We start from the raw sequence: 22,501 nt of genomic DNA on the forward strand, positions 1-22,501 counted from the left end.
AATGCCGCCGGCAATCCATATGTTTTACATATAAATAATCTATTAAATCCATATTTAACATATCGAAACCGATTCCCTACTATGCGGTGAGCCGCCCGATGCGCGCGCCGCCCCGGCAACGCGCCGAGGCGGCTGTGCTTCGCAGGGTGATCTCGATGACTAATCATTCCGGCCTCACGCGCGGAATGGCGGCGCTGTTCGCCATCGCCTGTGGCGTGATCGTCGCCAACGTTTATTACGCGCAGCCGCTGCTCGCGACGATCGCAGCCGCGTTCGGCCATCCGGTCGCCGATCTCGGCTATCTGGTCACGCTCACGCAGCTCGGCTACGCCGCCGGCTTCGTGCTGATCGTCCCGCTCGGCGACGTGGTCGACCGTCGCGCGCTGGTGTTGCGGCTGCTCGTCGTGAATATCGCCGCGCTCGGCCTTATCGTTTGCAGCCCGAACTTTATGACATTCGCCGCTGGCTGCGTGCTGGTCGGCTTCACGTCGTGCTCGACGCAGATCCTGATCCCAATGGCGGCGTCGCTCGCCGACCCGACCTCGCGCGGGCGCGCAGTCGGCGTCGTGATGAGCGGGCTGCTGCTCGGCGTGCTGCTCGCGCGCATCGTGGCAGGCTATGTCGCTTTCTGGGCGGGATGGCGCGCGATCTTCGCGATTGCGGTGGTGGCCAGCGTTGCCATCGCCGTGGTGCTCGCCATGATGCTGCCCAAGAGCACGCAGCCCGTTACTCCCGTAACGCCCGTAACGCCTGTGCGCTACGCGCGCCTGCTCGCGTCGCTCGCGCATCTGATGCGCCGCGAGCCGCTGCTCGTGCTGCGCTCGATTTACGGTGCGCTCGCTTTCGCGTGCTTCAGCGTGGTGTGGACCGGGCTCACCTTCGTGCTAAGCCGTGCGCCCTATGGATACGACGATGCGCAAATCGGGCTGTTCGGCATCGTCGGTGTGATCGGCGCGCTCGCCGCGCACCCGGCCGGCCGGCTCGTCGACCACGGCCACGAGAACAAGGCAACCGGCGCGTTCGCTGCGACGCTGCTGCTCTCGTTCGCGCTGCTCGCGGGCGGCGGTTCCTCGCTGCTCTCGCTGATTGTCGGCACGCTGCTGCTCGACGTGGGCGTGCAGGGCCTGCACATCGCGAACCAGAGCGTGATTTTCGAAATCGACGCCAACGCGCGCAGCCGCATCATGACCGCGTATCTGGCGAGCTACTTCCTGGGCGGCGCCGTGGGTTCGAGCGTGGCGGGCGCCGCCTATGCGGCCGAGGGCTGGCTCGGCCTGTGCGCGGCGGGCGGGGCGCTTGCAGCAACGGCCCTGCTCGTGTGGATCGGCGCGCAAAGCGTGGGCAAATCGCGACTTGCCGGGCCATCGACGTCCGCGCGGGAATGAACCGCTGTCAACGCAGCAACGCCCGGCATGCCGGGCGTTGCGCGAAAACTCAAGCCACCTCCTGAAACAGCCGGCCCCAGCCGCGCACTTCGTGCGTGTCCACGCCCACCATCCGCAACGACTTCCATACCGCCGTCGCCACTGTGTCGTAGATGGGGATGCCGGTCTCGGCCTCCAGCGCCTCGACCAGCGGCGCGGCGCGCAGGTTCGTGCAGAACGTCGTGATGGCCTGCGGCTTCGCGCGAGCAACCTCGCGCACTGCCGTGCGGATCTGCTCGTCGGTCACTTCGGCGAAACTGTAGTTCACCTGGAGCCCCAGATGCTGCTCGGCCACGCATTCGAGGTCGTGCCGCGCATAGTTGTCGACGATCTTGCGCTGCACGTCCTCGAGATAGGGCGTCGCGAGGCCGAAGCGGCGCGCGCCGGTACGCTCGAGAATCTCGTTTAGCGCGAGCACCGATGTGGTCGCCGGCACGCCGGTAGCCTCGGTGATGCGCCGGCACAATTCGCGGTCGCCGTCGAAGCCGAGCCAGCCCGCCGAGGTGCCGCTCCACGCGATCACGTCGACGCGCGCATCGGCGAGCAGACGCGCCGCGTCGACGATCTTGTCGAACTCGAACTGGCCGGTTGCGCGCGCGCCGAGCGAAATCTCCGTCACCGGGAAACGCGAAAAATGCGCGCTGACGCCGGGCAGGCCGGCAACCATTGCACCGGTGAGCGGTTCGAGCACCGTGTTCGACGACGGTGTCAACATGCCGAGAAGGATACGTTTTGCCATTGAATGAGGACTCCGATGAATCGGGCGGCCATGCAAGGCGCCCGATGCCAGGCAAATGAAGGTTGTGGAATCGATCAGGCGGTCGCGCAGATGGGCTCGCGCCACGTGCATAGATCGAGCATCACGCGTAGCCGGTTACGATCGAGGTTGCGTCCGATGAACACGATCTTGCTTTCGCGCGCCTCGTTGGCCCACGCCTCGGCCGCATGCAAGTCGAGTTGGCGGTGCACCGCCTGCACGATGTGGCGGCGCGAATCGCCCGCGATCTCGAAGATGCCCTTCATGCGGAACATGTCGTCGCCCTGCACGGCAAGCAGCGCGCGCAAGCCCGATTCGAGGCGCTCGCGGTCGAACCGACGGTCGAACACGAGCGACACCGAGTTCACCGAGGGATCGTGCCGATGGCCGTGGTCTGCGTCGTGATGATCGTGCGCGTGATCGCAGCTCGCGTCGCAGACGTGGTCATGATCGTGAGCGTGCGCATGATCGTCATGATCATGGTCGTGATCGTCGAGGCTCGTGCACCCGGGCGTGAAGCCGCCAATGCCGAGAATCTTCGTCAAATCGACTTGCGCGTGGTTCGAGCGCAGGATCTGCGCACCTTCGTTCAAATGATGCAGCCGCGCTTCGAGCCGGGTGAGCACGTCGTTGCTCACCAGATCGGTCTTGTTCATGATGATCCGGTCCGCCGCAACGATCTGGTCGACCGCCTGATTGTCGAACCCGGTCAGCTTCGGATCGTCGAGATGGCCCTCGATATGCAGCGCGTCGACCAGCGTGACGACGCCATCGAGCGCGACCTGGCGCGCCACATCATGATCCATGAAGAAGGTCGCGGCCACCGGCGTGGGGTCCGCGAGGCCGCTCGTCTCGACCAGAATGTGATCGAACTTCTCCGGACGCTCGAGCAGCTTCTGCAGGATCTTCACGAGGTCCGTGCGCACGTCGACCGTGCAACAGATGCAGCCATTCGTGACCTGGAAGATTTCCTCGTCGGAGGTCATCACGAGTTCCGAATCGACGTCCACTTCGCCGAACTCGTTCTCGATCACGGCGATCCGGTAGCCGTGGCGCTCGGTCAGGATGTAGTTCAGCAACGTGGTCTTGCCCGAGCCGAGAAAGCCCGTGAGGATCGTGACCGGCACCGGCTGCGACTGGGTTTGCGTGTTGAGCTGGCTCATTGTGTTGTCTCCTTCTGCGGGTCCGGAAAAATCAGCTTGCGGCTGCGTCGGCGCGCAGCCCTTGCCAACGGCCGACGAGGCCTTCGTGGTCGATGTCGAACAGGTCGAGCACGCGCCCGACCGTGTGGTCGACGATGTCGTCGACCGTGCGCGGATGGTTGTAAAACGCGGGCACCGGCGGCAGCACGATCGCGCCTGCTTCCGTCACGGTCGTCATGTTGCGCAGATGCACGAGATTGAGCGGCGTTTCACGCGCGAGCAGCACGAGCTTGCGGCGCTCCTTGAGCATGACGTCGGCGGCCCGCGTGATCAGGTTATCCGCGAGGCCGGTGGCAATGGCCGCGAGCGTGCGCATCGAGCACGGCGCGACCGCCATGCCGTTGCAGCGGAACGACCCGCTCGCGAGCGTCGCGCCGATGTCCCGCGGGTTGTGCACGACATCGGCGAGCGCCTCAACGTCGCGCCGCACCATGCCGAGTTCGTGGCCTGCGGTCAGCAGTCCCGAAGGCGACATCACGAGATGCGTTTCGCAGTGCTCGAAGCGCGCGAGTTGCTGAAGCAGCCGCACGCCGTACACCGCGCCGCTCGCACCCGTGATCGCAACGATCAGGCGTTTCATGATGCACTCCGCAGGTTCCGCGGCGTGAGCCCGACGAGCAGTTGCGCGGCGCGCGTCATCGCGTCGGCCCCGATCTGCGCGCGCACGCCGTCGAAGTGCGGGCCGCGCGTGGCGTCGAGCCCCATGCGCGAAGTCGTGCCCACGCCCGATGCGGACGGATCGAGCGCGCTGCCTGGCAGCCCGTCGACGATCACCACGTCGAGATGCGGCTGCAGATGCGTCGCGATCGCCCACAACACTTCTTCGTCGCGCGTGATGTCGACGTCCGCATCGACCGCCACCACGTTCTTCAGATACGGGTCCCACCCGAGCAGCCCCAGCATCACCTGGCGCGCCTCGCCGGGCCGCGACTGCTTCAGCGCGACATAGGCGTGAAAGTGCGTGCCCGAGGATGGATAGTGAACCGCCGTCACGCTGGGGAAGCGGTCCTTGAGCTTCTCGACCATCTCGGACTCGCGCGGAATGCGGCCGAGATTCAGATGCTCGGCCGAGTTGCCGCCCACCACGTCGATCAGGATCGGATCGCGCCGGTGCAGCACGCTTTCCACCTTGAACAAATTGTTAGTAGACCGATCCGACGAATAACCGGTGAATTCGCCGAACGGTCCTTCGTCGGCGCGCGCGTGCGGGTCGATCACGCCTTCGAGCACGAACTCCGCGTAGGCCGGCACTTCGATGCCGTAACGCGGCGTCTTCACGACGTCGAGCGGCGCGCCGAGCAGCCCGCCCGCGACGTGGCGCTCATCCACGCCATATGGCAGCCGCGCGGCACCGGAGAGCATGAAAAGCGGATGCGCGCCGATCACCATCGCGACCGGCAGCGGCAAGCCGCGCGCCTGAACGCGCTGCAGCATGCGCCACAGATGGCCGCGCGAATGCAGGCTGGTGGCAATTTCGTTGCGCGAGTGCAGCATCGAGCGGTGATAGCTCGCGTTGCCGATGCCGGTCTCGGGATCGTTGGCGATCAGGATCGCGTTCGTGATGTACGGGCCGCGGTCGGTTTCGAAATGGCGCAGCGTCGGGATCGTGGTGAGATCGATGCGCTCGGTCTCGACCGATTCGAGCACCGGGCCATCGGACACGACGCGCGGCGCCACCATGCGCCGGCTGCGTGCCTGAAATTCGTTGTGCAGATTCTGGAGGTTCGTATCGAGCATCCACGCAATGCGCCTTCTCGACGCGAACACGTTGGTGACGAGCGGCGTCTGCAAGCCGTCGACCTGCTCGAACGCGAGCAGCGGATGGCGGTTCTGCGCGGCGAGCTGCCAGACGAGCGCGGTAGCGTCCTGGTCGGCGCACACACGGTCGCTGATCGTCAGCACGTCGTCGGGATGCGCGGCGCGATAGCCGGCGAGAAAATGGCGAAAGTCCTGCGGATCAGCGTCTGCGCGATCGAGAGCGGACGAACGGGTCGATGTCATGGTGGTTCCTTGTCATCAGCCTTTCAACGGCGCGGGCCGCACGTCCTGCACGGCGCCGCGCCATTGCGCTCAGCTGCTATCGCGGGCCGCCGCGCACGATGCATGCATCGATGCACGAGCGGCCCACCGCATGGTCCCCGATCAGGCGGGGACGTTGTCGAGCGACGCGTAGCTGTCGGTCAAGCGCAGCTTCGCTTCCTCCAGGTTGCGCGGCGGCGGCGAGGTCTTGATGCCGCACAGGCGCGCGATGTTGTTGCCCATGTAGTCCTCGAGACCGTCCTCGTCGAGATCCATGCCTTGCGGCGCGGGTCCGCACAGCATTTCGAGCTCGCGCAGCCACATGCCCGGCTCGTTCGGCGGCGAGTCGGTGCCGAACACGATCTTGTTGCGCGGCAGTTCGCGTGCGAACTCGACGATGCGCGACTGGAAGCACCAGCCCGATTCGCACACCACGTTCGGCGTGTCCATCGCCATCCAGAACGCTTCGAACGAGTAGTTGCCGCCGGTCTGGATGCCGAAGTGGCCGATGATGAAGTTCACCATCGGAAACTCGCGGATGATCGGGTAGAACATCGTCGGAATCGTGTACGGGCCATCGCCCGTGTGGATCAGCACGACGGTGTTGTACTTCGCGCACACCTTCATCGCGGGGCGCAGCCAGTCGAGCGCCCGGTCGGGACGGTAGCCGTGCATGTTGGCGTGCAGCTTCACCATCTTGAAGCCGTATTCCTTGATGTGGAATTCGAGCTCCTGCGCACCCTCTTCCGGGCCCCAGCGCGGGTTGAACGTGAAGTTGCCGATGAAGCGGTCCGGGTACTTCTGGCACAGCTCGGCAATATACGACATGTAGTCACGAATGCCTTCGCGGCCGCGGCGGTTGCCGTCGCGATAGCCGGTGTTGCCCGGCGGCGGCTGAATGAAGCCCATGTCGATGCGGCGCGGCTTGCCGTTGATGATGTACGGGCCGTCCATCATCTCGAGCAGCCGCTCGCCCGTGAACGGCGTGCCGGTGTGGCGCCACGCTTCGTCGACGAGATTGGTCGGGTGCAGATGGGTATCGATAATCATGCTTGTCTCCGGTTCGTGTGACGTGGTGCGCTCATGCCGCGAGCAGCGCCCTGGCTTCTTCGACGGACTTCGGCACCGGCGTCGGCTCGAGGCCGATCATGCGCGCGGTGTTGTTGCCGAGATAGTCTTCGAGCGTGTCTTCGTCGAGATTGAGGCCTTGCGGCGGATCGAAGCAAAGCACTTCGAGCAGACGCAGCCACATGCCGGGTTCATTCGGCGGCGTGTCGGAGCCGAACAGGATCTTGTGCTTGGGCAGCACCTTTGCGAATTCGACGATGCGCGACTGCAGGCACCAGCCCGATTCGCAATACACGTTGGGCAGATCCATGGCGAGCTGGAACGGCTCGAAGCAGTAGACGCCGCCCGTCTGCACGCCGAAATGCGCCATGATGAAGTTCACCGTCGGGAACTCCTTGATCATCGGCACCCATTCGGTGGGGATACTGTACGGGCCGTCGCCGGTGTGCAGCTTCACGAGCACGCCGAGCTCCGCGCATTTGGCGAGCGCCGGGCGCAGCCAGTCGAGCGCGCGGTCCGGACGGTACGCATGCATGTTGGCCTGAAACTGCACCATCTTGAAGCCGAGCTTGCGCACGTAGTAGTCGATGGCGTTCACGCCGTTCTCGACGCCGCAGCGCGGGTTGTAGACGAAGCAGCCGATAAAGCGCTCCGGATACTTCTTCACCATTTCGACCGTGTAGGCCATATAGGCGTCGATCGATTCGGTGCCGGTCTTCACGCCATCGGTGTACGTGTAGATGGTGTTGCCTTGCGGCGGCTGGATGAACGCCTTGTCGATGCGGCGCGGCTTGCCGTTGATCAGGAACGGACCGTCCATCATTTCGATCAGGCGTTCGCCGGTGAACGGGTCGCCGTCGTGCCGCCAGGCGAGATCGACGAGATTCGTCGGATAGCAGCTAGTGTCGATAATCATGCGGGCTCTCCTCGCAGTGCTTGAGGTGGAACGCAGCAGCTCACGGCGCGCGTGTGCGGCGCCGGGTGAACTGCCTCGATTTCGGGAGCACTGTGAGAGCGGCAATGGTTGGAAAATTGGCGCCACCGACAGAAACTCCGTCAGTGAGCAATCTCCAGTTGAACGATCGCGGTATTGCACCGCTGCTTGTTCAATCGACCGCTTCTACCCACGGCCAGATCATGCCGTCCGCGAATGGGCTTTGTCAAGCGTGCGATCAAATTTCCGGTATTTCGACTGCGAAACCCTAGTCCGGACTGGATCAAGATGCTCCGGCCGCGCCTTCATCTCTACCATTATTTCATTCGGTATCCGAATTTTTTGCGCCGATTTCGCGCCGCCATGCAAGCGTCACCTCTTCCAGCAGTGCCAGAAAACGCTCCAGCGCCGGCAGCGTGTCGTCGCGGCGCACGGAGGCGTATAGATCGGCGTTGACGCCGCGCTCGTCCAGCCGCACGAACACGACGTTCTCGCGCGGCGTGGTCGACAGCGATTCCGGCAGGATGCTCACGCCAACGCCCGCGCCGACGAGGCTTAGCACCGTCTCGGGATCGATCGACTCGTGCAGCACGCGCGGCTGGAAGCCGTCGCGCACGCAGGCGGCGAGCACGTCGCGAATGATCGGGCTTTGCGAGTTGAGCAGCACGAACGCGTCGCCGGCGAGCGCCTTGAGCGCAATGCGGCGGCGCTTTGCGAGCGGATGCTCGCTTGGCAGCGCGACGCGCAACGGCTGCGGGTATACGCGGATCGAGCGCAGCTCGGCGCGCGTCGCCGCGCTGCACGCGAAGCCCACATCGATCTTGCCGGCGACCAGTGCCTCCTGCTGCTGCTCGGGCAGCAATTCGTGCAGCGTCCACTCGACTTCGGGATTGTGCTTCTGGAACAGGTGCATCGTGCGCGGCAGCGGCCCGTACATCACCGAATTGATGATGCCGATGCGGATATAGCCTTCGAGCCCGTCCGCCACGCGGCGCACGAGTTTCTCGACCGAATCGCAATCGCTCACGATGCTGCGCGCGCGCACGAGCAGCGCCTCGCCCGCGCGCGTAAGCCGCGCGCCGTGGCGGCCCCGCACGAACAAGGTCACGTGCAGCGAATCCTCCAGCGTCATGATCTGCTGGCTCAGCGGCGGCTGCGAAATATGCAGGCGCTCGGCCGCACGGCTGAAATTTCCCTCCTCGGCGACCGCAATGAAATAACGCAACTGCCTCAAATCCATATGAACCTCGTATCGAATGGATTCCAAAATCGTATTTCACATATCGATTTTGTGCACATAGGCTTTACCCACACGAAAAAGAAACACGTCCATGCAGCGCTCAGCGATGCATGGACCGCACTAAGAGCTTTGCTCCAGGTGCGGCCGACAGGAGACGACATGACGAAGTTGAACGTGAACGGCGCCGACCATGCGGTCGATGCCCCGCCCGATACGCCGCTGCTGTGGGTGCTGCGCGATACGCTGCACCTGACCGGCACGAAATTCGGCTGTGGCATGGGGCTGTGCGGCGCGTGCACCGTGCATCTCGAAGGCGCAGCGGTGCGCTCGTGCCAATTACCGCTCGGCGCAGTCGCCGGCAAGCGGATCAAAACCATCGAAGGACTCGGCAAGCCGGACGCGCTACACGCCGTGCAGGCAGCGTGGCGCGACGAGGACGTGCCGCAATGCGGCTACTGCCAGTCCGGGCAAATCATGTCGGCGGCTGCGCTGCTCGCGACGAATCACGATCCGAGCGACAGTGACATCGACGCCGCGATGGCAGGCAATATCTGCCGCTGCGGCACCTACGACCGCATCCGCAGCGCGATCCACCGCGCGGCTGTCGCGCTGCGCGACAAGGCGGCCGCATGAAGCGCAACGATCATCAACACGAGCGCGAGGCCGCGCCCACTTCGGGCAGCCGCCGCCGTTTTCTTCAAACGAGCGCCGCGCTTGCCGGCGGCCTGCTGCTCGAAATCGGCGGCGCGGGCATCCAGGTCGTGCAGGCAACGCCGGTCGGCGACAGCACCGCGGGCCGAGTCGCATCAAACTTCGCGCCCAACGCATGGGTGCGTATTGCGCCGGATAACCAGATCTTTCTGGTCTGCCATAAATTCGACAGCGGCACCGGCGTGAAGAACGCGCTCGGCATGCTGCTCGCCGATGAACTCGACGCCGACTGGTCGCAAGTACGGATCATCCAGCCCGACGATCCGCTCGCAGCGGTCTATATCCAGAAGCTGTGGGGCATGCATGCCACCGGCGGCAGCACCAGCGTGTCGTGGCAATGGGAGCCGCTCAGGCGCGCTGGCGCAACGGCGCGCGCGATGCTGGTCGCCGAAGCCGCGCAGCGCTGGTCTGTCGATCCGTCGACGTGCCAGACCGCGAACAGCGAAGTGATCCACCCGGCGAGCGGGCGCCGCTTCAATTACGGCGAGCTCGCCACCGCCGCTGCTGCACGCCCGGTGCCGCAACAGGTCACGCTCAAGCGCCCCGATCAGTTCGTGTTGATCGGCAAGCCGCGCCGCAGCTATCGCGTCGTCGAAAAGCTCACGGGCCGCGCGCAATACGCGATCGATCTGCAACTGCCGGGCATGCTCACGGCAATCGTCGTTCACCCGCCCGTCGTCAACGCGAAAGTGAAATCGTTCAACGCCGCTGAAGTAAAAGCGTTGCCCGGCGTGCACGACGTGTTCGCGCTCGACGTTCCCGAAGTGATCGCGCATTTCCGGCCCGACCACGCGCCCTCGCGCGTCGCGAACGGCGCGTGCCAGCCGGGCGTCGCGATCGTGGCCGATCAGTTCTGGAGCGCGCAGCGCGCACGCAAGGCGCTGAAGATCGAATGGGAACCCAGCGATCTCGCGAACTTCAGCTCGGAGGGCGCGATCCGCGAGATGAACGAGCACGTCGACGATCCCGGCAAGCAATCGAACGGCAAAGGCGACGCAAAGACCGCGTTCGCGCAAGCGGCGCGCGTGGTCGAGGCGGTGTACACGATGCCGTACAAGGCGCACGCGCAGATGGAGCCGCTCAGCATCGTTGCGTGGGTGAAGCCCGATTCGGTCGAGTACTGGGGCGGCCTGCAAGTGCCGTCGCGCTGCGCGCAGGCAGCAGAGACGATTGCAGGCGTGCCGCGCGACAAGGTTCGCCTCCATCTGACCGAAGCCGGCGGCAGCTTCGGCGCGCGCGAAGGCCTGCATCAGGTGCTCGAAGTCACTGCAATGTCAAAGCGCGTCGGCAAGCCGGTCAAGTTGCTGTACAGCCGCGAGGACGATATTCGCGGCACGTTCTATCAAAGCGCGAGCGTGCACAAGGCGCGCGTCGCGCTCGACGCGAACGGCCACGTCACGGGCTTCAGCCTGCGCGCGGTCGTGCCGTCGATCAAGGAGCCGGACGACCCCGGCTTCCTGACGAAATTCCCGGTCGATCCGAGCTGCACCGAAAGCATGCGCGCGGACTTCCATTACGACATGCCGGCGCTCGATCTCGCGTGGGTACGCCACGAGCCCGGGTTTCCGGTCTGGTGGTGGCGCGCGGTCAGCTTCGTGCCCAACGTGTTCGCGATCGAAAGCGCGGTCGACGAAACCGCGCATGCGGTCGGCCAGGACCCCATCGCGTATCGCAGCACGATGCTTGCGTGCCGGCCCGAATTGCGCACGGTGCTCGGGCGCGCGGCGACGCTCGCGCAATGGACGCCCCACACGATTCACGACGCGGACGGCACGCGGCGCGGCATGGGCGTCGCGATCTACAACGGCTACGAGAGCTTCATCGCCATCGTCGCGGAAGTCGCGGTAAAGGACAACACGATCGCGGTGCGCAAGGTCACCTGCGTGGTCGATTGCGGCATCGCCGTGGACCCGGGCTCGGTGCATCAGCAACTCGCGGGCGGCATTCACTGGGGTGTGAGCACCGCGCTCATGAATGCGGTGCACATCGAGAACGGCCAGGTCCGCGAAAGCAATTTCCACGACTATCCGGTGCTGCGCATCCACGAAGCCCCGGTCGTGCAGATCGAGCTGATGCCGCCGACAGACCGCAAGCCAGGCGGCATCGGCGAGCTCTCGAATCCGCCCGTCGTGCCGGCCATCGGCAACGCGATCTTCGCCGCGACCGGGCGACGGTTGCGCGCGACACCGTTCGCGCTCGCGTGAATTTGCCTGAATCCGCCAGAACCTATTACACCGCAAGGAGACAACCCGATGTCCGCAGAACTCGATTCGGTACGACGCGAAATCGCTCCCGTCGACAGCGTGCCCAAAGCGCCGCTGCTCGTAATGCTCGGCCTGCAGCACGTGCTCGTGATGTATATCGGCGCGGTGGCGGTGCCGATGATCATCGCGAGCGCGCTCAAGCTGCCGAAGGAATCGATCGCTGTGCTCATCAATGCGGACCTGTTCACCTGCGGAATCGCGACCATCCTGCAGTCGGGCGGCATCTGGCGTTTCGGCGTGCGCATGCCGGTCATGCAAGGCGTTGCGTTCAGCGCGGTGCCGCCGATTCTCGTAATCGCGACCGCGCCGGGGCTCGGGCTGACCGCCGTGATCGGCGCGGTGATGGCGGGCGGCGTGATCACGATGCTGCTCTCGCCGGTGTTCGGCCGACTCGTGAAGTTCTTTCCGCCCATCGTGGGCGGCTCGATCGTGATGGTGGTCGGCTTGTCGCTGTTCCCGGTGGGGGTGAACTGGATCGGCGGCGGCAAGGGCTCGCCCGAGTTCGGCGCACCGCAAAATCTCGCACTCGCGGCTTTCGTGTTCGTGATGATCCTCGCCATCAATCGCTGGCTCAAGGGCTTCTGGTCGAACGTTTCGGTGCTGCTGGCGCTTGCGATCGGCATGATCGTCGCAATCCCATTCGGCATGGTCAACTTCCACGGCGTGGCCGAAGCGCCGCTGGTCGACATGATCCAGCCGTTTTACTTCGGCATGCCAATTTTCGATCCGATTGCGGTGAGCACCATCGTCGTGGTGATGGTGATCGTCATGATCGAGTCGATGGGGCTCTTCATCGCGACCGGCGACGTGGTCGACAAGAAGCTCACCTCGGCCGACATGACGAGCGGGCTGCGCGCGAACGGCCTCGCGAGCATCATCGGCGGGATCTTCAATGGCTTCCCGTACACGATCTACAGTCAGAACATCGGCCTGCTCGTCGTGACCGGCGTAAAGAGCCGCTGGGTGGCGGTGGCCGCAGGCGCGATCCTGTGCCTGCTCGGACTGCTGCCGAAACTCGCGACCATCGTTGCTTCAGTGCCGTTGCCCGCGCTCGGCGGCGCGGCGCTGTTCATGTTCGGCGTGGTGACCTCGACCGGCGTGAAGACGCTGTCGCGCGTCGACTTCGAAACCAGCCGGCGCAACGTCTATATCGTCTCGGCCACGCTCGCGGTTTCGCTGCTGCCGACCTTTGCACCCGCTTTGTTCGCCAGGCTGCCCGGCGCGATCCAGCCGATCCTGCACAGCAGCATCCTGCTCGCCTGCGTGACCTCGGTCGGGCTGAACCTGCTGTTCAACGGCATCCCGACGGGCGACCCGCATGGCCACGCCGAGCAGGATCCTTCGCTGTGTCTGGCCAAGCACTAAGCTAACCCCGCGCGGCTGCCTCAAAGCGGCCCTACGGACGGTCGTCTCCAGTGCCCACGCCTCCTGTGAACGCACTGTTCGGCTCTCGTTTCGCGAGGGCCGTTTTTTATTCGGGCGCTTGCGGCTGCCGAGACCGCTGCCATGCGCGATCGCCCCGATGCCGGCCGCCACCGCAGCCGACGCGCCGCCGCTGGAACCGCCCGGCATGAGGCCGGCGGCCCACGGATTCAGCGTCCTGGCGTACAGATCGTTGTCGGTGAGCCGGCGGTACTAAAACGCGGGCGCATTGGTGCGGCCGATGATGCCCCCCTCCAGAAAAATTCAGCGCCTGTAACCGGACATCGAAACTCACCGAATTAACCAGCGTATCCGCCCATAGCGCTCCACGCGCAGCAAGAGCCCGCCATGCAGCCTGAACATCGCCCCGCCGACTTCGCGGCAGCTTTCGTGCCCGGCCTGACGAACCCCGATGCAGCCACGCCCGAGGGGGTCGTGGCCGGTCCGGTCGCGCTCGGCAAGGGTGTCGTCAAGCGCTACAACATCTATCGGAACAACGTCACGGTCAGTCTGATCGATGCGCTCGCGGCGATCTATCCCGCCGTGCAGCGCATCACCGGCGTCGAGTTTTTCCGCGCGATGGCCCGCTTTCACGTGCGCGCCAAGCCGCCGGTTTCTCCTCTGCTGTTCGAGTACGGGCGCGAATTTCCATCCTTCATCGAAACCTTCGAGTACGCACGCGAGATGCCCTGGCTCGCGGATACTGCACGCATCGAACGCGCCTGGCTCGATGCCTATCACGCCGCCGATGCGTCGCCGCTCACCGCCGATGCGCTCGCCTGCATCGATCCGTCCGCGCTCGCGCAGGTGCGCTTCGTTCCGCACCCCGCCGCACGCATCGTGCGCTCGCGCTACCCGGCTGTCGCGATCTTCGCGATGAATCGCGCGAGCACGCCTGTCACGCCGCTGCATTCGGGCGATGCGGAGGATGCGCTCGTCACGCGGCCCGACGCCGACGTGATGGTCTCGCGCCTGCCTGTGGGCGGCGCGGCCTTTCTCGTTGCACTCGTCGAAGGCGCCACGCTCGGTGCGGCTGCGGAGACGGCCTTCGAGGAATCCGCCGATTTCGATCTGCCAGCCAATCTCGCCGCGATGATTTCAGCCGGTGTATTCGCCGCGGTTCAAACGGCGCAGTAGTTGGCCTGTCGATTCGACAAGCCCGGAGGCCGGCCATGAAAACGCGAGATCTCGTCGATCGCCTCGCAAGCGGCGTGTCGCCCGTCGAGCACAACGCCGTTGCGCGGTTGCTCAATCGCGCGCTCATGACTGGCCTCGGCGGCAGCGCCGTGCTGCTGGCCGCGCTATACGGCGTGCGCAGCGACATGCCCGAGTTGATCCTCACCGCCATGTTCTGGGTGCGCCTTGCGTTCCCGCTCGCGATCATTGCCACCGCCATGAAGCTCGCGGAGCGGCTCGGCCGTCCCGGCGCGCCGTTGAAGCTCGCGTGGTGCGCGGCGGCGCTGCCCATCGCCGCAATGCTGCTCGCCGCCGGCGGCATCGTGCTGGCGACGCCGCCGGGTTACCGGCTCCAGTTAATGCTCGGCATGACGTGGCGCACGACGACTGCGAACATCGTGCTGCTGTCGCTGCCTTCGCTCGCCGCGATGCTGCATGCGATGAAGCAGCTTGCGCCAACCCGTCTCGCACTGGCCGGAACCGGCGCGGGCCTGCTCGCGGGCGCGCAGGGCCTGCTCGTCTACTCGCTGTATTGCCCGGAGATGGCTGTGCCGTTCTGGGGCGTCTGGTACGTGCTCGCGATCGTCATCACGACGGCCATCGGCGCGGCGATCGCACCGCGTTTTTTGCGCTGGTGAGTTTATCGAATTAAATATTCGGCCGCTGTAACCGGCACATTGCCATTCCCGAATTAGCTGGTGTATCCGCTGCGGATACCACTCTTTCCTTCTACTGGAGATCGCTCATGTCCACCAAGATCAATGTCAGTTCCGCGCTGCTTGCCGGCGCCGTTGCCAGCCTTCTAGCGGCCACGGCCCATGCCGCGCCGCTCACCAAGGCGGAAGTCAGCGCGGCAATGGCCGCGCATAAGGAAAAGTGCTATGGCGTCGCGCTGAAGGGGCAAAACGATTGCGCCGCTGGTCCGGGAACGACCTGCCAGGGCACGTCGACGATGGATTTCCAGGGCAACTCGTGGAAGTTCGTTCAGGGCGGTACATGTGCGAGCATCGTCGTGCCGGGCGGCGGCCACGGCTCGCTCACTCCCATGAAGTCCTGATCGCGCATGATGAGAGGAGACGGACGGCCATGTACCCTTCCACTGGCAGCGTGACGGCACATGCGCCCGGCCGTCCTCTTCGCGCAGTCGAAGCCGCACGCGCGAAGCCCGTGCTGACCGGCACCAGCTTCAAACATGAGCACTTCGCCGCCATTCTCGACGATGGGCTGGAAAACGGTTTCTTCGAAGTCCACGCCGAGAACTACATGGGCGCGGGCGGCCCGCCGCATCGCATGCTCGGCACGATCCGCGAATCCTGGCCGCTCTCGCTGCATGGCGTGTGCATGTCGATCGGCGGCCCGGATGCGCTCGACGCCCAGCACCTCGCCCGCTTTCGCGCACTGGTGCAGCGCTACGAACCGCTGCTCGTCTCCGAGCATCTGGCGTGGTCCTCGCATGCCGGAACCTTCCTTAACGACCTGTTGCCGCTGCCTTATACGAAGGCCACGCTCGACAGGGTTTGCGCGCACATCGATCAGGTTCAGGAAGCCATCAAGCGCCCTATTCTGCTCGAAAATCCTTCCACCTATGTTGCGTTCGCGTCTTCGACCATGAGCGAGCCCGAGTTTATCCGCGCCGTCGCGCAACGCACGGGCTGCGGATTGCTGCTCGATGTGAATAACGTTTTTGTTTCGGCAGTCAATCACGGCTATCCGGCTCGAGCGTATCTTGCGGAATTTCCGTCCGAATACGTTGGCGAGATTCATCTCGCGGGACACAGCGAGCAGCGCGACGACGAGAATGCGCCGCTGCTCATCGACAGTCACGACCGTGCCATTGCAGAACCCGTCTGGGAACTCTACGGGCTCGTCATCGAACACCTCGGCCCCGTGCCGACACTGATCGAATGGGACAGCAATCTGCCGGCGTGGGCCGAATTGCGTGCGCATGCAAATACGGCACGGCGGATCGCTGCCGCTACGCTCACTTCCGTTTTGAATGGAGAGCAATCATGATGTCGATCCAGCAAGTTCTCAAGCCATCCCTTTTCGGCATCGTCACGATAGCAATCGTTCGTGCGCGGCGCCTGGTCGAAAAGCTCGCGCAACCGTGGTTCGTGCAATTGCTGCTGCGCATTGCGCTTGCCGTGCCTTTCTGGCGGTCGGGGATACTCAAATGGCACGGCTTCCTCCAGCTCAACGACACGGCCATCGATCTGTTCACCGAAGAATTTCGGCTGCACCTGCCAGGCGGGCCTTATCCGTTTCCTGCGCCGGCTGTCTTCGCGTTTCTTTCGGCATGCGGCGAGATCGCATTCCCGGTGCTGCTCGTGCTCGGCATCGGCACGCGTTTCGCTGCGCTGGGTCTGTTGCTAATGACCTGCATGATCGAATTGACGGTGCCGGATGGCTGGCCGGTCCACATTACGTGGGCCGCCATGGCGCTCGGCGTTGCCGCCTGGGGCCCCGGCTTGATCTCGATCGATTATCTGCTGGGCGACCGCAACCACCGGACATGAGCGTGCCACGTTGCCCGCTGACTTACCGGCAAGCGAGTAATATTCAAGCCCTGCATGTTGCTTTATTCATCTAGAGGGGGCGGCATGGAGGCAGTCAAGGAGATTGCCGCCAGCCAGACGCAAGCGCGTCATGCATGAAAGGTCTCGAGTTGCCGATTCAGCGGAGCACACCATGGATGTAGCGGTTTTCAGTTCGACGCGCTACGAGCGCCGGTTTCTCGACGAGGCCAACCGGGCCGCGCAACACGATCTGCACTACTTCGACGTCCTGCTCGATATGGACAGCGTCGGTCTTGCGGCCGGCTACGGCGCGGTGTGCATCTTCGTCAACGACCGTGCCGACGCACAGGTACTCGAAGCGCTGCACGAGGGCGGCACCCGCCTGCTCGCGTTGCGCTGCACGGGCTTCAATAACGTCGATCTGGAAGCTGCCGCGCGGCTCGGCATGAAAGTCGTGCGTGTAGTCACATACTCGCCGTACTCGGTGGCCGAGCACGCGGTGGCGCTGCTGCTCGCGATCAACCGCAAAGTGCACCGCGCCTATAACCGCACGCGCGATTCGAATTTCTCGCTCGATGGCCTGACCGGCTTCGACCTGCACGGCAAGACGGTTGTGGTGGTGGGAACGGGTCAGATCGGCTGCGTGTTTGCGAAAATCATGGTCGGCTTCGGCTGCAAGGTGATCGGTTTCGATCCCTATCCATCGCCTCAATTCGAAGCGCTTGGCCTTGGCTACGCAACAGCAGGCAAATTTGCCGAACAAGCCGACGTGATTTCGCTGCACTGTCCGCTGACGCCCGAGACGTATCACATCATCAATTCGCAGACGCTCGAGTGCGCGAAGCCCGGCGCCATCCTGATCAATACGAGCCGGGGCGGCCTGATCGACACGGAAGCCGCCATCGAGGCGTTGAAGAGCGGCCAGCTAGGCGGCCTGGGGATCGACGTTTATGAGCAGGAGGCGGATCTGTTCTTCCGCGATCTCTCCAGCGAGATCATCACCGACGACGTCTTTCAGCGCCTCGTGTCGTTTCCCAATGTGATCGTCACCGGGCATCAGGCCTACCTCACACGCGAGGCATTGACGACCATCTGCGAAACCACGGTTGAAAGCATTACGAAGTTTGAGAAACAGCTGGAATTGAAGAACGAGGTGAAAGCCCGCTAGGCATACGCGTCGACTCCGCGCACGAGCCGCCGGGCCAGCCGCGGCTCCCTCAACTGCTCCAGCCACCATTGCAGCGCGCGGCCCTCATGCTCGTTGCGCCAGCCGACATACAGCACGTTTGGCTCGCGCGGATTCGCGGTGCGCTTTTCCACCAGTTCGCCGCGCTTGAGCAGCGACGCCACGCGATGCCGGGGCAGCCAGCCGATCCCGAGCGCAGCGCGCTGTGCCTGCGTCTTGGCGCGCATGGAAGGCGCGGCCAGCGAACGCTGCCCGCCCACCGTGCCGTACGCGCGGCCCGCCGTGGAACGCGACGAGTCGGCCACCACCACCGCGCGGTGGCGGGCGATGTCCTCACGCGTCAGCGGTTCGCGGGCCGCCGCGAGCGGATGCCGGGGCGAGATCGCGAACACCCACTCGACCACGCCCAGCTCGAACCACCCGAGATTGGGAATCGCCGGCGGCTCGTTGGTCGCGCCGACGACCAGATCGGCCCTGCCGTCGCGCAGCGCTTCCCAGGTGCCGGCGAGGACTTCATGGGTGACGCGCAGGGCCACCCCGGATTCGAGCTTGTCGAATGCATGCATGACCGGCATGAGCGTTTCGAACTCCATCAACTCGTCGGTCACGATCCACAGCTGGTCCTCCCAGCCGTTTGCCACTTGCCGCACGCGCTGCGTGACGCGCGAGACGTCCTGCGCGAGCCGCGCGGCTTCTTCGGTGAGCACCTCGCCCGCGCGCGTCAACTGCAAGCGGTAGCGGCGACGGTCGAACAGCAGCGCGTCGAAGCGCTGCTCGAGTTGCCGCGCGGCGTGCGATACGGTCGAGGGCGCCTTGCCCAGCCGCGCCGCCGCGCGCGACAAGCTGCCTGCGTCGCGGATGGCCTCCAGCAGGGCCAATTCGTCTTCCGACAACATGTGCAATTCCTTCGAACGTGTTCATCGATACGATCGTATGGCAAACCGCTATGCCGCGTCCATACTGCACTCACGCAATCGACGAAGTTCCACCCAAGTTCCACTTTTTCCACTGGAGAACATCATGAATCGCTTCGAAGGCAAAACCGTTCTGGTCACTGGCGGCAACAGCGGCATTGGTCTGGCGGCCGCACAGGCATTCGCGAGGGAAGGCGCACGCGTGGTCATCACCGGCCGCGACGCGGCAACGCTGGAAACCGCCCGCGCCACGCTGGGCAGCAAGGCTCTCGCCATCCGCAACGAAACCGGCACAGTGCATGACGCGCGCGACCTGGCCCGCCAATTGTCCGAACACGGCATCCGTCTGGACGCCGTTTTCATCAACGCCGGCGTCGCCAAATTTGCGGCGCTGCCCGATGTGAACGAGGCGCTCTGGGATGCCACCTTCAACGCCAACGTAAAAGGCGCGTACTTCCAGATTCAGGCGCTGCTGCCGCTGCTGAACCCGGGCACCTCGATCGTGCTGAACGGCTCGATCAACGCACGTATCGGCATGCCGATGTCTTCCGTGTACGCCGCCAGCAAGGCCGCGCTGATCTCGCTGGCCAAGACGCTGTCGGGCGAGCTGATCGGTTCGGGCATTCGCGTGAACGTGGTCAGCCCCGGACCGGTGACGACGCCGCTGCACGGCAAGCTAGGCATGGATGCCGACACGCTGTCGGCCACCGTTGCGCAAATCCAGAACCAGGTTCCGCTGGGCCGCTTCGGCCTGCCGGCGGAGATCGCCTCGACCGTGCTGCATCTTTGCGCGCCGGAATCGGCTTTTATCGTCGGCACCGAAATCATCGCCGATGGCGGCATGAGCCAGCTTTGAGCCTTCAGGGGAGGGCCTGAGTTGTTGCTGGGAGCGCTCGCAGCGGCAGGCGCGACGGGAGTCGCCCTGCTTCGCGCCTGCCAAAGAAAAACCCGCGAGGCGCAAAGCCATCGCGGGTTGGCAGCGATGCGGGGGTGGCGGCAAACTTCGCCGCCACATCCGCTCAAGCCATCAGAAGCGGTGGATGATGCCCACGCCCACCGCAACCATGCTGCGCGACGACGAAGGCGAGCCGTTCTGGCCGTCGCCGATGTCCGCCGTGGCGTTGATGATGGTCTTGCCGTTCGTGCCCAGCGTCTGGCCGTTCGCGCGCTGATACGCTTCCAGCGCATACAGGCCCGTGCGCTTGGACAGCGAGTAGTACTGCGAGAGGTTGAACTGGTTGTAGCTCGCCGCGCTGGTGATGCCGTTCGATTGCGTCGCGGCGGTGTAGCTATAGCCAGCGGCCAGGTCCAGCGCCGTGGTCGGCTTCCAGTGCAGCACGGCGCCGGCCGTGTTCCAGATCTGCGTGCCGTGGAACAGCGAAGCCGTGCCCGCCGCGTATTGCACGTTCGAATACGAGAGCGACACGTCCCACTGCGAATTGAACGCATAGCCGCCCGTCACCGCCACGCGCTGCTGCTTGGCTGCCGACTGGAAACCATTGTTGATGCCCGAAACACCCGGCTGCGAGCCGTTGTTCGACGCGGTGGAGTTCGCACCCCATGCGCCGCCGCTCGTGTTGCCGTTGTCGATGCGCTGGATACCCGCCGCGATGCCGACCGGGCCGTTCAGGTACTGCGCCGCCACGCTCCAGGTCTGGCCGGCGCCCGTGCTGCCCGGCGTGCCGCCCAGCGCGTACGAGCCGCTGACGGTGAGGCCGGCGATGGTCGGCGACGTATAGACGAGCGAGTTGTTCACGCGGTACAGCGTATCCAGCGAGTCAATATCGCCCGGGTGCGCGCCATATGCGCCGGTCAGCCAGGTAGTCGGGCTGTACGGTGAAAGCAGCGTGTAGTACGAGGTGTACTGGCGGCCCGCCGTCAACGTGCCGAAGCGCTTGTCCGTCATGCCCACCCACGCCTGACGATTGAACATCAGACCCGACACGGCTTGCGCGCCGTTCGCGCTGTTGAAGCCCTCTTCCAGCTGGAAGATCGCCTTCGTGCCGCCGCCCAGATCTTCCGAACCCTTCAAACCGAAACGGCTGCCGGCCCAGATGCCGTTATTCATCTTGACCACCGAGCGGCCGCCCGAGTTCGAGCCGAGCGCCGCCGAGCTGCTTTGATAGCCGATCCCCGTATCGACAATACCGTACAAGGTCACACTGCTTTGCGCATGGGCGCCGAGGGCGACCAGCCCCAGAGCCGAAGCCAAAAGCGTCTTTTTCATTTTCTCTCCTCTGCTAGAAACGCTATTTATGCGGCCTTGAATGAAGGCCGCCGAGTGTGAAAGCCAACGTGGTTGAAACATCCAGAATCAATACACCGGGTGGCCGTTGATGAGGCTCGGCAACCAGGTCGAAAACCACGGGACATAGGTGACGATATTGATAGCCGAAAAGATAGCGAGGTAGTACGGCCACGCGACCTTGGTGGTTTCACCAATCGACACATTGCCGATCGCGCAGCCGATGAACTGCACCGAGCCGATCGGCGGATGCACGAGACCGAGCGCGCAGTTCAGCAGAATCATGATGCCGAACTGCACCGGACCCACGCCGTTGTGCATGGCCATCGGCAGAAACAGCGGCGTCGTGATCAGGATGTGCGCCGCCATGTCGACGAAGGTGCCGAGAAACACCTGAATGATGTTGATGTACAGGAGCATCAGCCACGGCATCGAGGTCGCACCGTCGAGCATGCGCTCGATCGAATCGGGAATCTCCAGGTAGGCCATCTGGAAGCGCAGCATGTTCGACACGCCGATCAGCAGCAGCACCACGCCGGTCGTCTTCGCCGCCTTGCCGAGCGCGTGGCCGAGCTTCGCCAGCGACATCGAGCGGTACACCACGATGGTGAGAATCAGCGAATACGCCACGGCAATCGCGGCTGCTTCCGTCGCGGTGGCGATGCCGCGCGCCACGCAGAACAGAATGATCGCGATGACCATCAGGCCCGGCAACGCGCCGATGAAAGTGCGCAGCACCGCCATCCAGCCGGGAAAACGCTGCAGCTCGGTGGAGCCGTCGGCACGGCGCGGATAGCCAAACTTGACGGCCTGCCAGTAAGCGGCGATCAGCACGAGGCCCATCACCCACAGCACCGGCAAGAGCCCCGAGAACAGCAGATCGCCGATCGACACGCCGCTCATCTGCACGCCGTTGAGCGAGCCGCTCACGCCCTGGGCCGCGAACGCGTAGATGATCATGTTCGTCGAAGTCGGCATCAGCGCGCCGGCGAGCGACGAGTGCGTCGTCACGTTGACCGCGTACGCCGCGCTGTAGCCTTCGCGCTTCATCAGCGGGATCACCACGCCGCCCATCGCCGAGGTATCGGCGGTCGGCGAACCCGACACGCCGCCGAACATGGTGCAGGCAACGACGTTGGCCATGCCGAGGCCGCCGCGGAAATGACCGACGGTCGCCTGCGCGAAGCGCAGGATGCGGTCGGCAATGCCGCCGTGGAGCATCAGTTCGCCCGAGAAGATGAAGAACGGCACCGCGAGAAACGAGAACGCGTTCATACCCGAGATCATTGACTGCATCGCGGTGGCCGTCGGAAGTCCTTCGTAAAGATACGTCAGGACGCAGGACAGCCCGAGCGCGAACGAGACCGGCACCCCGAGAAAAAGGAAAACGAGAAAACTGGCGGTGAGAAGGGCGAGTTCCATG

Annotated in this window: 21 protein-coding genes and 1 pseudogene; 11 read left to right on the forward strand and 11 right to left on the reverse strand. The window is 64.5% G+C overall.

What is annotated here, in order from left to right; all coding sequences use genetic code 11:
- The first annotated feature begins 155 nt into the window (after positions 1-155).
- A complete protein-coding gene (locus P5W98_RS17180) occupies positions 156-1,385 on the forward strand; it encodes an MFS transporter (RefSeq protein WP_421026818.1) in 1,230 nt (409 codons plus the stop codon).
- A 49-nt stretch (positions 1,386-1,434) separates the two neighbouring features.
- Here the strand turns inward: P5W98_RS17180 and P5W98_RS17185 are convergent, their stop codons facing one another.
- From P5W98_RS17185 to P5W98_RS17215, 7 genes are all read right to left on the reverse strand, one after another.
- A complete protein-coding gene (locus P5W98_RS17185) occupies positions 1,435-2,163 on the reverse strand; it encodes a maleate cis-trans isomerase family protein (RefSeq protein WP_421026817.1) in 729 nt (242 codons plus the stop codon).
- Positions 2,164-2,237: 74 nt separating this feature from the next.
- On the reverse strand, positions 2,238-3,344 hold the full coding sequence (locus tag P5W98_RS17190) for a CobW family GTP-binding protein (RefSeq protein ID WP_421026816.1): 1,107 nt from the start codon (positions 3,342-3,344) through the stop codon (positions 2,238-2,240).
- Positions 3,345-3,375: 31 nt separating this feature from the next.
- Positions 3,376-3,963 (reverse strand): UbiX family flavin prenyltransferase, encoded by a 588-nt coding sequence (locus tag P5W98_RS17195; protein ID WP_421026815.1) that lies wholly within the window; start codon positions 3,961-3,963, stop codon positions 3,376-3,378.
- Positions 3,960-5,384, reverse strand: coding sequence for a UbiD family decarboxylase (locus tag P5W98_RS17200; protein ID WP_421026814.1), 1,425 nt, complete (start codon positions 5,382-5,384; stop codon positions 3,960-3,962). The genes P5W98_RS17195 and P5W98_RS17200 overlap by 4 nt, the downstream gene beginning before the upstream one ends.
- 141 nt (positions 5,385-5,525) lie before the next feature.
- A complete protein-coding gene (locus P5W98_RS17205; protein WP_413188868.1) occupies positions 5,526-6,452 on the reverse strand; it encodes an amidohydrolase family protein in 927 nt (308 codons plus the stop codon).
- A 31-nt stretch (positions 6,453-6,483) separates the two neighbouring features.
- The gene (locus tag P5W98_RS17210) at positions 6,484-7,386 is read right to left on the reverse strand and encodes an amidohydrolase family protein (protein WP_421026813.1); all 903 of its coding nucleotides are present in this window, start codon (positions 7,384-7,386) and stop codon (positions 6,484-6,486) included.
- A gap of 340 nt (positions 7,387-7,726) precedes the next feature.
- The gene (locus P5W98_RS17215) at positions 7,727-8,644 is read right to left on the reverse strand and encodes a LysR substrate-binding domain-containing protein (protein WP_421026812.1); all 918 of its coding nucleotides are present in this window, start codon (positions 8,642-8,644) and stop codon (positions 7,727-7,729) included.
- A 159-nt stretch (positions 8,645-8,803) separates the two neighbouring features.
- Here P5W98_RS17215 and P5W98_RS17220 point away from each other — a divergent pair, with 159 nt between their 5' ends.
- Genes P5W98_RS17220 through P5W98_RS17230 form a run of 3 tightly spaced genes read left to right on the forward strand, consistent with a single transcriptional unit; the run spans position 8,804 to position 12,984 of the window.
- Positions 8,804-9,277 carry a (2Fe-2S)-binding protein gene (locus tag P5W98_RS17220; RefSeq protein WP_421026811.1) on the forward strand — a complete coding sequence of 158 codons (474 nt, stop codon included), beginning with the start codon at positions 8,804-8,806 and terminating at the stop codon, positions 9,275-9,277.
- The gene (locus tag P5W98_RS17225; protein ID WP_421026810.1) at positions 9,274-11,559 is read left to right on the forward strand and encodes a xanthine dehydrogenase family protein molybdopterin-binding subunit; all 2,286 of its coding nucleotides are present in this window, start codon (positions 9,274-9,276) and stop codon (positions 11,557-11,559) included. Before P5W98_RS17220 ends, P5W98_RS17225 begins: the two co-directional genes overlap by 4 nt.
- Positions 11,560-11,607: 48 nt before the next feature.
- Positions 11,608-12,984, forward strand: coding sequence for a nucleobase:cation symporter-2 family protein (locus P5W98_RS17230; protein WP_421026809.1), 1,377 nt, complete (start codon positions 11,608-11,610; stop codon positions 12,982-12,984).
- Between the two features lie 125 nt (positions 12,985-13,109).
- Here P5W98_RS17230 and P5W98_RS17235 read toward each other — a convergent pair.
- Positions 13,110-13,287: pseudogene (locus tag P5W98_RS17235) on the reverse strand (amidase family protein); the annotation flags it as partial.
- Positions 13,288-13,389: 102 nt separating this feature from the next.
- Here P5W98_RS17235 and P5W98_RS17240 point away from each other — a divergent pair.
- From P5W98_RS17240 to P5W98_RS17265, 6 genes are all read left to right on the forward strand, one after another.
- On the forward strand, positions 13,390-14,178 hold the full coding sequence (locus P5W98_RS17240; protein ID WP_421026808.1) for an HvfC/BufC family peptide modification chaperone: 789 nt from the start codon (positions 13,390-13,392) through the stop codon (positions 14,176-14,178).
- A gap of 35 nt (positions 14,179-14,213) precedes the next feature.
- A complete protein-coding gene (locus P5W98_RS17245; RefSeq protein ID WP_421026807.1) occupies positions 14,214-14,855 on the forward strand; it encodes a DUF1109 domain-containing protein in 642 nt (213 codons plus the stop codon).
- Between the two features lie 107 nt (positions 14,856-14,962).
- Positions 14,963-15,274, forward strand: a complete 312-nt coding sequence (locus P5W98_RS17250) for a BufA1 family periplasmic bufferin-type metallophore (RefSeq protein WP_035529754.1) — start codon at positions 14,963-14,965, stop codon at positions 15,272-15,274.
- 29 nt (positions 15,275-15,303) lie between these two features.
- Positions 15,304-16,230 (forward strand): MNIO family bufferin maturase, encoded by a 927-nt coding sequence (bufB, locus tag P5W98_RS17255; RefSeq protein WP_421026806.1) that lies wholly within the window; start codon positions 15,304-15,306, stop codon positions 16,228-16,230.
- Complete coding sequence (locus P5W98_RS17260; RefSeq protein WP_421027090.1) at positions 16,230-16,733, forward strand: DoxX family protein; 504 nt, start codon at positions 16,230-16,232, stop codon at positions 16,731-16,733. The genes bufB and P5W98_RS17260 overlap by 1 nt, the downstream gene beginning before the upstream one ends.
- 172 nt (positions 16,734-16,905) lie before the next feature.
- Positions 16,906-17,901: a 2-hydroxyacid dehydrogenase gene (locus tag P5W98_RS17265; RefSeq protein ID WP_421026805.1), complete on the forward strand. Its 996-nt coding sequence runs from the start codon at positions 16,906-16,908 to the stop codon at positions 17,899-17,901.
- On the opposite strand, the gene P5W98_RS17270 is transcribed toward P5W98_RS17265, so the two are convergent.
- The gene (locus tag P5W98_RS17270; protein WP_421026804.1) at positions 17,898-18,815 is read right to left on the reverse strand and encodes a LysR family transcriptional regulator; all 918 of its coding nucleotides are present in this window, start codon (positions 18,813-18,815) and stop codon (positions 17,898-17,900) included. The two genes, P5W98_RS17265 and P5W98_RS17270, sit on opposite strands and share 4 nt — an antisense overlap.
- 124 nt (positions 18,816-18,939) lie before the next feature.
- Here P5W98_RS17270 and P5W98_RS17275 point away from each other — a divergent pair, with 124 nt between their 5' ends.
- Positions 18,940-19,689: an SDR family oxidoreductase gene (locus tag P5W98_RS17275; protein WP_421027089.1), complete on the forward strand. Its 750-nt coding sequence runs from the start codon at positions 18,940-18,942 to the stop codon at positions 19,687-19,689.
- Positions 19,690-19,860: 171 nt separating this feature from the next.
- On the opposite strand, the gene P5W98_RS17280 is transcribed toward P5W98_RS17275, so the two are convergent.
- The gene (locus P5W98_RS17280; protein ID WP_421026803.1) at positions 19,861-21,060 is read right to left on the reverse strand and encodes a porin; all 1,200 of its coding nucleotides are present in this window, start codon (positions 21,058-21,060) and stop codon (positions 19,861-19,863) included.
- Between the two features lie 87 nt (positions 21,061-21,147).
- On the reverse strand, positions 21,148-22,500 hold the full coding sequence (locus tag P5W98_RS17285; RefSeq protein WP_421026802.1) for a TRAP transporter large permease: 1,353 nt from the start codon (positions 22,498-22,500) through the stop codon (positions 21,148-21,150).
- Position 22,501: the final 1 nt, after the last annotated feature.

The organism is Paraburkholderia sp. A1BS-2L (genome assembly GCF_051125205.1).
Lineage (GTDB): Bacteria > Pseudomonadota > Gammaproteobacteria > Burkholderiales > Burkholderiaceae > Paraburkholderia.